16 protein-coding genes and 1 riboswitch are annotated in these 8,881 nt (G+C 47.7%); of the genes, 8 read left to right on the top strand and 8 right to left on the bottom strand.

Annotated elements, in window-relative coordinates; translation table 11 throughout:
- Window positions 1-32: 32 nt before the first annotated feature.
- A complete protein-coding gene (locus JMF85_RS25390) occupies window positions 33-290 on the bottom strand; it encodes an AbrB/MazE/SpoVT family DNA-binding domain-containing protein (RefSeq protein ID WP_127608331.1) in 258 nt (85 codons plus the stop codon).
- Window positions 291-453: 163 nt separating this feature from the next.
- Complete coding sequence (locus JMF85_RS25395) at window positions 454-918, bottom strand: tRNA (cytidine(34)-2'-O)-methyltransferase (RefSeq protein WP_127608296.1); 465 nt, start codon at window positions 916-918, stop codon at window positions 454-456.
- A 104-nt stretch (window positions 919-1,022) separates the two neighbouring features.
- On the opposite strand from JMF85_RS25395, the gene JMF85_RS25400 reads away from it, so the two are divergent.
- Complete coding sequence (locus tag JMF85_RS25400) at window positions 1,023-1,739, top strand: response regulator transcription factor (protein ID WP_305781552.1); 717 nt, start codon at window positions 1,023-1,025, stop codon at window positions 1,737-1,739.
- A gap of 107 nt (window positions 1,740-1,846) precedes the next feature.
- Here JMF85_RS25400 and serC read toward each other — a convergent pair whose 3' ends face one another.
- A complete protein-coding gene (gene serC, locus JMF85_RS25405) occupies window positions 1,847-2,935 on the bottom strand; it encodes a 3-phosphoserine/phosphohydroxythreonine transaminase (RefSeq protein ID WP_201319188.1) in 1,089 nt (362 codons plus the stop codon).
- A gap of 154 nt (window positions 2,936-3,089) precedes the next feature.
- Between serC and thpR the strand changes: the two genes are divergently transcribed.
- The 4 genes from thpR to JMF85_RS25420 all read left to right on the top strand — a co-directional run bounded on the left by thpR (window position 3,090) and on the right by JMF85_RS25420 (window position 5,184).
- Entirely contained in the window at window positions 3,090-3,686 is a 597-nt protein-coding gene (gene thpR / locus JMF85_RS25410) for an RNA 2',3'-cyclic phosphodiesterase (protein WP_201319189.1), read from the top strand.
- Window positions 3,687-4,250: 564 nt separating this feature from the next.
- Window positions 4,251-4,457 (top strand): hypothetical protein, encoded by a 207-nt coding sequence (locus JMF85_RS25415; protein ID WP_201319190.1) that lies wholly within the window; start codon window positions 4,251-4,253, stop codon window positions 4,455-4,457.
- Window positions 4,458-4,595: 138 nt separating this feature from the next.
- The gene (locus JMF85_RS28485; protein ID WP_269103771.1) at window positions 4,596-4,724 is read left to right on the top strand and encodes a hypothetical protein; all 129 of its coding nucleotides are present in this window, start codon (window positions 4,596-4,598) and stop codon (window positions 4,722-4,724) included.
- Between the two features lie 147 nt (window positions 4,725-4,871).
- Window positions 4,872-4,964: riboswitch (cyclic di-GMP riboswitch) on the top strand.
- Between the two features lie 46 nt (window positions 4,965-5,010).
- On the top strand, window positions 5,011-5,184 hold the full coding sequence (locus tag JMF85_RS25420; RefSeq protein ID WP_201319191.1) for a hypothetical protein: 174 nt from the start codon (window positions 5,011-5,013) through the stop codon (window positions 5,182-5,184).
- A gap of 44 nt (window positions 5,185-5,228) precedes the next feature.
- Here the strand turns inward: JMF85_RS25420 and JMF85_RS25425 are convergent, their stop codons facing one another.
- Together JMF85_RS25425 and JMF85_RS25430 are read right to left on the bottom strand one after the other, a co-directional pair.
- Window positions 5,229-5,405, bottom strand: a complete 177-nt coding sequence (locus JMF85_RS25425) for a hypothetical protein (protein WP_201319192.1) — start codon at window positions 5,403-5,405, stop codon at window positions 5,229-5,231.
- Between the two features lie 74 nt (window positions 5,406-5,479).
- A complete protein-coding gene (locus tag JMF85_RS25430; RefSeq protein WP_201319193.1) occupies window positions 5,480-5,644 on the bottom strand; it encodes a hypothetical protein in 165 nt (54 codons plus the stop codon).
- Window positions 5,645-5,812: 168 nt separating this feature from the next.
- Between JMF85_RS25430 and JMF85_RS25435 the strand changes: the two genes are divergently transcribed.
- Window positions 5,813-6,292, top strand: coding sequence for a VanZ family protein (locus JMF85_RS25435; protein WP_201319194.1), 480 nt, complete (start codon window positions 5,813-5,815; stop codon window positions 6,290-6,292).
- A 78-nt stretch (window positions 6,293-6,370) separates the two neighbouring features.
- Here the strand turns inward: JMF85_RS25435 and JMF85_RS25440 are convergent, their stop codons facing one another.
- Window positions 6,371-6,526, bottom strand: coding sequence for a hypothetical protein (locus JMF85_RS25440; protein ID WP_201319195.1), 156 nt, complete (start codon window positions 6,524-6,526; stop codon window positions 6,371-6,373).
- A gap of 255 nt (window positions 6,527-6,781) precedes the next feature.
- Here JMF85_RS25440 and JMF85_RS25445 point away from each other — a divergent pair, with 255 nt between their 5' ends.
- Window positions 6,782-7,318, top strand: a complete 537-nt coding sequence (locus tag JMF85_RS25445) for a hypothetical protein (protein WP_201319196.1) — start codon at window positions 6,782-6,784, stop codon at window positions 7,316-7,318.
- A 176-nt stretch (window positions 7,319-7,494) separates the two neighbouring features.
- Window positions 7,495-7,662 (top strand): hypothetical protein, encoded by a 168-nt coding sequence (locus JMF85_RS25450; protein ID WP_201319197.1) that lies wholly within the window; start codon window positions 7,495-7,497, stop codon window positions 7,660-7,662.
- Window positions 7,663-8,170: 508 nt separating this feature from the next.
- Here JMF85_RS25450 and JMF85_RS25455 read toward each other — a convergent pair.
- Together JMF85_RS25455 and JMF85_RS25460 are read right to left on the bottom strand one after the other, a co-directional pair.
- The gene (locus JMF85_RS25455) at window positions 8,171-8,329 is read right to left on the bottom strand and encodes a hypothetical protein (protein WP_201319198.1); all 159 of its coding nucleotides are present in this window, start codon (window positions 8,327-8,329) and stop codon (window positions 8,171-8,173) included.
- Window positions 8,326-8,881: VanZ family protein (locus JMF85_RS25460; RefSeq protein WP_308645042.1), on the bottom strand; the 556-nt coding region annotated here is incomplete at its 5' end. The genes JMF85_RS25460 and JMF85_RS25455, both read right to left, overlap by 4 nt.

The raw sequence follows: 8,881 nt of genomic DNA on the forward strand, positions 1-8,881 counted from the left end.
GGCAAGTCTCTTTCGCGTCACAACTGCAGCACCTACGCCTGGGTGTTCTTCATCTGTTGCATTTCACCCAAGCATTCGGAACAAATGTATCTTTCTTTGAAGTCGCTGACCTGATCCATGGACCCGCAAAATACGCAGCGTGGGCGATATCTTTCCAGAATAATATGATCGCCGCTCACTAAAATCTCTACCGGATCTCCTTCGTTCATTTGATACCGTTTGCGTAGCGACTTCGGGAGCACTATTCGTCCAAGCTGGTCGACCTTCCGTACGACACCTGCCGGTTTCATCATTAATTCACCTCACCTTTACTCTACTTAACTTCCCGACTTCCCTTATATGGTTTCGACGCCAGTGCATAAATTCCTGCCACCGGCTTTCTCGCAACCGGCTTCCTCCACTGTTCGTTACCCGTTTCTTGTCCTTCTGAATCAGCCTATATCCGGCTCCCGATCACGATAATCCGGGGAATCCGATTTGTCTTAAGCCTTCATACAAAATAATCGCTGCGGAATTCGATAAATTCAGCGAGCGCACCGCATCGGTCATTGGCATGCGCATCAGCGCATCGGGATGCTCCGCCAAAATTTCCGGCGCCAGCCCCTTTGTTTCTTTGCCGAATACCAGAAAATCGCCATCGCGGAACGTAATGTCCGTGTACAGCTTGTCCGCTTTCGTCGTAGCGAAGAAAAACCGCGCGTCTTTATACTTCTCTTTCACTTCTGCGAACGAATCGTGATATTCGAGCTTAACCGCGTGCCAGTAATCGAGACCCGCACGCTTCAAGGTCCGGTCGTCGGTGTCAAAGCCAAGCGGCCGTACCAAATGAAGCCATGTTCCCGTAGCGGCGCACGTTCTGGAGATGTTGCCGGTGTTGGCCGGAATTTCAGGCTCGACCAATACGATATGAAACGCCATTGTTCAGTTCACCTCAATTTTAACACTCGTTTTACCTTTTTTAATACATAGATGACGGTCGGCTGCGATAATGAAGCTACTATGTGCTAAAGGAGACATGTCGAATGATGAAGAAGAAAATCCTTGTCGTTGACGACGAACCTTCCATCTCGATGCTTATAGAATTCAACCTGAAGCTGGTCGGTTTCGAAGTCCACTGCGTATATGATGGCGAAGAGGTATTCAGCGCCATTCCTCAATTTCGCCCGGACTTGATTGTGCTCGACTTGATGCTTCCAAAGATGGACGGCATCCAGGTGTGCCGCAAGCTGCGGAGCCAGAATAACATGGTGCCGATCGTGATGCTGACCGCCATGCAGGACTTGTCCGATAAAATTGCGGGGCTCGATAACGGCGCTGACGACTACATGACGAAGCCATTCAGTCCGCAGGAGCTTATTTCCCGTATCCAGGCGATTATACGCCGTATTCAAATTTTACCTTCCGCAATGGAGAACACGCCGGTCCAAATTGGCCCTATCGTCATTCGACCAGACCAGCGGGAAGTGAAGGTCAAGGGCGAAACGATCGAGCTGACGCCTAAGGAATTCGATCTGCTGCTCTTCTTATGCAAGCACCGGGGCAAAGTGCTCAGCCGCCAGCAGCTGCTGCACGGCGTCTGGGATTATCATTTCCTCGGCGACACGCGAATCGTCGACGTTCATATCAGCCACCTGCGCGATAAGATCGAAACGAATGCGCGGACTCCCGAATATATTGTAACGATTCGCAACGTCGGTTACAAACTGATGGAACCTAGCGTGAAAGAATCCTTGGCCTGATCGACAAAAGGAGCACCGTACGCATCCGGCGCGGCGCTCTTTTTTTACGCGAAAAAGCAGCTCCGCAAGACCCGTAAGCGCCCTGACGAAGCTGCTTGTCCCGGCTGTTAGCCGTTACGCTTCTGGAAATCGGCCATGAACGAAGCGAGCGCCTCGCAAGCTTCGAACGATACGGCATTATACGTGGAGGCGCGCAGTCCCCCGACGTCGCGGTGGCCCTTCAGCCCGACGAAGCCGTGCTGTTCGGATTCCTTCACGAATTTCTTCTCAAGCTCTTCGTTTTCCATGCGGAATGTAATGTTCATCAGGGAACGATATTCCGGTTGGACGACACCGCGGTAAAATCCGCCGCTTTGATCGATGGCTTGATAAATCAAACTGGTTTTCTCCCGGTTGCGCTTCTCCATCGCAGCCACTCCGCCGTTCTCCTTGATCCACTGAAGAACCAGGTTGACCATGTACACCGAATAAACCGGAGGCGTGTTGTACAGGGAGTTGCCCTTGGTATGCGTATCGTAGCGAAGCATCGTCGGAATACCTTTAGGCGTATCTTGAAGTAAATCTTCGCGCAAAATAACAACGGTTACGCCGGACGGCCCCAGGTTTTTCTGAGCACCGGCGTATATCATCGCAAACTTGGAAACGTCGACCGGACGGCACAAAATGTCGCTGGACATATCGCCGATCAACGGAACACTGCCGGTATCCGGGTATTGGACGAACTGGGCGCCCCCAATCGTTTCATTCGACGTAATATGCAGATAAGCCGCATGATCGCCGAGCTGAAGCCCGCTTAGATCCGGAATACGCGTAAAATTGTCCGCTTCGGAACTGGCCGCAATCGCCGTTTCGCCGATCAATTTCGCTTCCTTGATCGCTTTGCTGGCCCAAGCGCCCGTATGGACGTAATAGGCGGTTTGACCCGCTTTCAGGAAGTTCATCGGGATCATCGCGAACTGGGTGCTCGCTCCGCCCTGCAGGAATAACGTCTTGTAACCGTCCGGAATCGAAAATAGCTCCTTCAACAAGGATTGCGTATCTTCGTTCAATTTCTCGTATTGAGCGCTTCGATGAGAAATTTCCATAATGGACATGCCAATGCCTTGATATTCCACAAACTCTTCCTGTGCCCGCCTTAGTACTTCCAAAGGCAGCGCAGCCGGTCCTGCATTGAAATTGTAAGCGCGTTTTGTCACGAGATTCACACCTTCACTTTTCATAGGATATGGCTATGATAGCAAAGGTTAGCGCGCCGATTCAAGTATTTGTTTACAGGATTCATCAGATTGCCCTACTTTGCCAAATTACGATGCTATAATAAGAACAAATCCGATGAGAGGTGCATCGCTTATGTCCGATCCGCGATTGTTTGTGGCCATTCCCATACCGCCTGACATCCGTTCCGCCCTGAAACAGGAAATGGAATCCATGAGGATGCTTTACCGCTTTCATAAATGGGTTCATCCGGACGATCTGCACATCACGCTGAAGTTTTTGGGCGCAGCCTCTCCTGAAGCCCGACGCCAAATGGTCCAAGGCTTGTCCGACCTTACGGGAAGTCTGGGGTCATTTACCCTTCGGCTCGAAGGATGGGGAACGTTCGGCCGTCCCGCTTCACCCGGCATCCTATGGGAAGGCGTCGGCGGAGACCTTGACCGGCTGTCCCTGCTGCAGGCCGCTGTCGAGCAGGCCGCCTCTCAGTCGGGATTCGAGCGGGAGGAGCACCCTTATCGGCCCCATCTTACCGTCGCAAGAAAGTACAGCGGAGCTTCCCCGTTCCAATTGGATCAATGGACAGCCCATTTGAAAAACCAGGACGTTCCGCTTCGTACTTGGCGGGTTCAGGAGGTGGTATTGTATCAGAGCCACCTCGGCCGGACTCCGATGTACGAGAAAATTGAGCTTTTTCATTTGGCGGACGACGAAGGCATTTTACAGCATATTTAATTGCCCGCATTTGGGGCATTGATATACCGCCAGAATAGGAAGAGAAACAACGCTGACATTTTTATTCAACAACCATGAGCAGGAACCGCAGACGAAATCGATTCCGTCCTCCTCTCCTTGGAAAAAGGGACTATAGTCGTATTTCCCCTTTTTATGTAAGACCGGGAAACTAATTTTGTCCGGATTTTCGACGATGTTCATCTTTCTCTCCCTTGGTACTATTTTTACATTTCTGGGCGGCATATCCATCTACCTTCCTAGGTTGATACATTTCGTAACATTATTTTAGCTAATTTAGTCTGAATTATCAACACAATATAGAAATTTTTTCATATAATGGTCATTGCGGAAAAAGTTAACCTGCTGTACCAGTAAAGGAACGGCGGCAATAGGACATCTATTGCAAAGCCAACCGTTGGAATCGGCAGCCGTTGTTCGCGGCGATCCGGATCGTATCGGGACGTTGGATGCATGTGTGAGGAAATCATAAAGTGCGAGATTCACTTCCGTGGCATAATGAAAGCCCGCTCCGGCATATCCATCTATGGATAAGGAGGGCATGTCATGCTAAGGAGAAGACGTTTTGGCCGGCGCACCCTGCGTCCGGACATCCGATATTTGCTTGCCGCCGCCGCTGTCTTCCTCGCTATATTCCTTCTGCGGCCTGCGTCGAATGAAGAGAAGGCGGAACGGCTGGTGAAACGCTTTTATCAATACGAACAGTCCGGAGACTATGGAAGCGCCTGGGAGCTGTTCGCCCTGCCGATGTAAAACAAGTATCCCAAAGGCGGCTATATCCAGAGCCGTTCCCATATATTTATGCAGCATTTTGGCGTTAATACCTTCGATTTTGAGTTGGGCGCTGCAGTGAAAGTAGCTCCGTGGCAAATGTCCAAGGATGCTCCGCCCGTGCCGTGGGCTTATCAAATTCCCGTTAAGCAGCATTTCCGAAGCTCTTTCGGGGATTTCTCCGTACACCAGGACGTCTTCGTCATTCGGGAGAACGGCGATTGGAAGCTGCTGTGGTCCTTTGAATAAGCAATCATGGCGATGATCGGAATGAAAGTGCCCTGCATCAAATGCATCAAATGCATCAAATATATGTTACCTTAGGAAATGTTGTTGAAGAAATGTTGTTGAAGAGTGTAAATGAATGTATAATTATTTGCACAACCACCATAGTCAAACGATAAGTGGCAAAACCATTGAAAAGTGGTGACGCAAAGCTACAGGGGCTTCTTTGAGCTTATCGCCTCAAAATGCCAGCCAGTTGCCGAAAGAGCCTCCGTTCGATCTATGTGGAACTAACGGAAGGGGTTGGAAGATGAGAAACATCATCGACAAGGATGTACAAGAGCTGATGGATTGCCTGCATTTGCCGGATAACGAAATTTTGGAGAGATTTTCCTTCACCCATGAAGGTGAACCGCTGTCCAACGAACATGCGAGGCAGTTTCTTCATTTTTTAAAAACGGAATTGTCCAAAGAATGCACCTGAACAGGTGCATTCTTTTTTTCACACCGGAAAAGCACGCCCGGCTCTCAGGTCAGCATTTCATCAAGAAACCGATGAGGCTTGCAAAGCGTCGGAGGCGGATACTTCAGGTCCGATTCGATCAAATGATTGATGTATTCACCGCTAACCAGATAAGGTAACCCCGGGATCAAATTCAGAGCCAAGAGAATGTGTTGGATATCAATTTCAATTTTATCGTTCATTATTCGACCCCCGTTTATAGAATCATCCAGATCTCTATTGGTTAATATTAATTTTTTATTTGACCTGGAGACAATCATGGCATGTGCTCGTATACAGCCTGTCCGACACTGACGGCATGGGTTTGGTCATGACCGGCGGCCGCGGACGCCTTGCTCTCAAAATGCTTTTTTCCAAAAACAACGACACCGACATTGGCAATGAACAATACGGCTACAATGGACCACTTTAAGTAGTTCAACGAACGTTACCTCCACGATTTATGCTTCCGAAGGTAACTTTATCAGGTCTCTTCTAAAAAGTAACTCGAAGGTTGTCGGTTGCGATTAAGATTTGTTAATATTTTCTAAAATTTACTGATGAAGATCGATCGTTACCGGATTAGTGCCAAGTATGATACGCCGAATTTTTGGAAATAATTGGTTACATAGTATCTCAAGAGAAAGGAACCACCCACGGAATGAAATGCTTTGGGGTCATGATCTGGCTGATGCTGCTATTTGTTTTCACTTGTACCTCAAGCCTACATCAGCTGTTGGAGCATCAAACCATCCATTTTCAGCTGCAGCTCGACCCGGATTTTAAAGATTTATTGACGGTCCGTGACGCCAAAATAACCGAACCGTCTTGGCTGTTAATAAAAAGCGGGCATTTTATGGCTTTTGCCTTGCTGAATATTCTGTTATTTCACCTTACGGGGGATTTGAAGCGTTCTTTGCGGGATTCCCTTTTCATTGCCGTCCTGTCCGAGATATTGCAGCTTTATTTTTCGCGGGACGGCCGGATCGTCGATGCAGCCATCGATTCGTTAGGGATTCTTTTTGCGGCTATCGTTATATTGGCGTTACGGAGAGACACCGGGCCAACATCAGGGACCAATCCAAAATGAATTTCATCGTTACGTCAAAAAACAAGACCCCCAATCATTAAGGATTGAAGGTCTTACGTTACATGCGAAATCGTACAATTAGCGGATTTCATGAGAAAGATTTCCTTTATGGTACACAACCTTGTTCCAAAAACGCTGCTTCATATTCGGGTCCATGCAGCTGTCGTAAAGGATGCTGTTATATCCGTACCAAAATTTATGCCACACGTACTTTGCGGTTCTTTTAATATCCATACACATACCCTCCATTTACGGAAAATGTGAGATAAGGCTGGTACTAAAATCATTCGCATCGAACCATCATTTTTGTTCCGTCGCAGCATAAAGCACATCTTAGTTCCATACCGTTCTTCTCGAACAAAAGCTCATGTTTATGTATATGCCATGCCCGCCGCACATAGTATTCGTTGGCTGTAAACCGATGATATCGGATGTAAAAATTGATAAAAAGTGGTAAAATGGTGAAAGCGATGAACGAGGGGGAAGACCATGAAGAAGAAGATTGTTGCGCTGCTGACCGCAATCGTTGTCTTATCGGCGGGCGGTTATGCCGGTTACCAATATTCTATCCATCTGGCGGCGAAGAGCATTTCCAATATGCTGGCCGGCGAGAATTTTTCCAATCTCATCCCCTCCGATTCTGTGCTCCCCCCTTCCGCTCCGGACCGGACAATAACGGAGGAGCCATCGAGCGGAGGCCAAAAGGAAACCGGTCATGCGGCAGCATCCGTGCAGTCACCCCCTCCTAACCATGACTCCAAGAATGAGCCTGCTCCGCCAGCCTCCAGCCCGCCTGCGGCTCAGACACCGAACGCCCGATCAGCCGTAAACAAACCCTTGTCCTTCAAAAGCAAAGAAGAGGCCATCCAATTCGCGATAAGCCGCTTCTCAGCGTCCGAAATCAAGCAGATTCAAAGCATGGTCAGCGGCGGCATCACGCCGGAAATCAAGAAGGAGTTAAAGCGGATCGCTTACTCGAAATTCACCCGGGAGGAGATTGAAGCCGTACGCCGTGCGGTTCAGTAAAGGAATACAACAGCATGAGGAGTATGGTATCAAGCGCCGTCGGGCGCTTTTTTTAATAAGCCGATGCTTCATGCAACGACTGCCGCGAACGGCGGCGATAGCCTTCTCTGCACCCTTGCATTTTGATCATTTGGTGCTTGATAACGAACCGTGGTAAAATCAGGATGTGGAAAAAGGTGGGAGGGCATGATCTTGAAACTTACGGCAAAAGTAACCTTTATGTGGCACAAGCTGTGGAGGAATTACAACTTTTGCTTTACCATAGCTGCCTGAACGAACAAATGAGACAAAAGCTGCAAAGCAAAGCGGATTATCATGAGGATCGGATGAAAGACCTTATGTAATCAGATGGAGACCGAATGACATGACGGAGAACGTCTGCGGTTTGCGGGTTCGGGAGGATTTTAATGATCGGGGATCGATCCGAAGCGCATGTAATGCCGTATCGACAAAGGGATTATATTATGGACGCAGCGTTGCGATTCGGCTAAAAAACCATAAGATACGGGTCAAGCTTATGTTGTACCGGGAATTCAAGGGATTGGGCATCACTGTCATTGATGTGTTCTCAAGAACTTGCTTTGACCCGCATCAATGTAACAATAAAGAGATGCCCTAACCTAACATATCCTTTAGATCTTTCTGCGGCGGAATCCCCAAATTTTGATCCATAACCCTCCTTCATCATCCCTATATATTTTAATTCCGATCAGTTTGAGCGGTGTCCATCGTTCAATAAAGTGGATGTAAGGCATCCGTCTCACCTCCGAAATATTTACGATACAAATTGTATCACCAAAACATCGGTAAGACTATAGATGCCATAAAAAATAAATATTAAAATTACTTAACTTAAACGATCTTCTTTTTAGGTTTTAATTGTTCCTTACGAGCGTTAATCGTTCGACTCAGCACTCTCTCCATCTCTTCCAGCTGCTCTAATGTAGCCACTTGCAAAATATACCGCAGCAACTTTTTTAACGATCTTGTATAACTATCGAATCGATTCATACTTGAACTCCTTTTCCGTATTTGGTTCTGATCTGTTTAATCATCATATAGATCATGATCCCTAATGCTGCTCCGATTGTATCCAGTAGTACATCCGTCAGCATTGAAGTTCGATGAGGCGTAAGGCTCTGATGGATCTCGTCCAGCGAAGCATAAACACTGCAAAACAATAGAGCAATTACAACTAACAACCAATACTTATTCGTTAGTAGTCCGGCAAGTAAGCGAAGCGTTAAAAAACCAAGAATCAAATATTCTATAAGGTGCGCCGATTTTCTGACAAAAAACTCAACGAACCCCAATGCGCCTTTTGTATGTATGCTAACTTCGCTGCCGCCATAATGAAACCGTACATCGGAAAAGTTCTTCACGATCAGATGCTCCGGCGTCTTATCCGTTAGCCACGGCCTCAGATCTTGTTTCTCGTACGGTTGAGACGAAAACAGAAAGATAACCAGCATCCAAACTAGTAATGGTAACCAATGAGTCCAGAAAAATTTTCTCTTATTCGAATGTTTAACCGAACTTGTTATACTCAACTTCACACATCCT

This window comes from Paenibacillus sp. EPM92 (genome assembly GCF_016586185.1).
Taxonomy (GTDB): domain Bacteria; phylum Bacillota; class Bacilli; order Paenibacillales; family NBRC-103111; genus Paenibacillus_G; species Paenibacillus_G validus.

Excerpts from the sequence above, each read along its gene's own strand:
- JMF85_RS25420 (WP_201319191.1), top strand. The coding sequence starts at position 5,011 with ATGAGAAACATCATCGACAAGGATGTACAAGAGCTGATGGATTGCCTG.
- JMF85_RS25390 (WP_127608331.1), bottom strand. The coding sequence starts at position 290 with ATGAAACCGGCAGGTGTCGTACGGAAGGTCGACCAGCTTGGACGAATA.
- JMF85_RS25445 (WP_201319196.1), top strand. The coding sequence starts at position 6,782 with ATGAAGAAGAAGATTGTTGCGCTGCTGACCGCAATCGTTGTCTTATCG.
- JMF85_RS25400 (WP_305781552.1), top strand. The coding sequence starts at position 1,023 with ATGATGAAGAAGAAAATCCTTGTCGTTGACGACGAACCTTCCATCTCG.
- JMF85_RS25415 (WP_201319190.1), top strand. The coding sequence starts at position 4,251 with ATGCTAAGGAGAAGACGTTTTGGCCGGCGCACCCTGCGTCCGGACATC.
- JMF85_RS25440 (WP_201319195.1), bottom strand. The coding sequence starts at position 6,526 with ATGGATATTAAAAGAACCGCAAAGTACGTGTGGCATAAATTTTGGTAC.
- thpR (WP_201319189.1), top strand. The coding sequence starts at position 3,090 with ATGTCCGATCCGCGATTGTTTGTGGCCATTCCCATACCGCCTGACATC.
- JMF85_RS25455 (WP_201319198.1), bottom strand. The coding sequence starts at position 8,329 with ATGAATCGATTCGATAGTTATACAAGATCGTTAAAAAAGTTGCTGCGG.
- JMF85_RS25425 (WP_201319192.1), bottom strand. The coding sequence starts at position 5,405 with ATGAACGATAAAATTGAAATTGATATCCAACACATTCTCTTGGCTCTG.
- JMF85_RS25395 (WP_127608296.1), bottom strand. The coding sequence starts at position 918 with ATGGCGTTTCATATCGTATTGGTCGAGCCTGAAATTCCGGCCAACACC.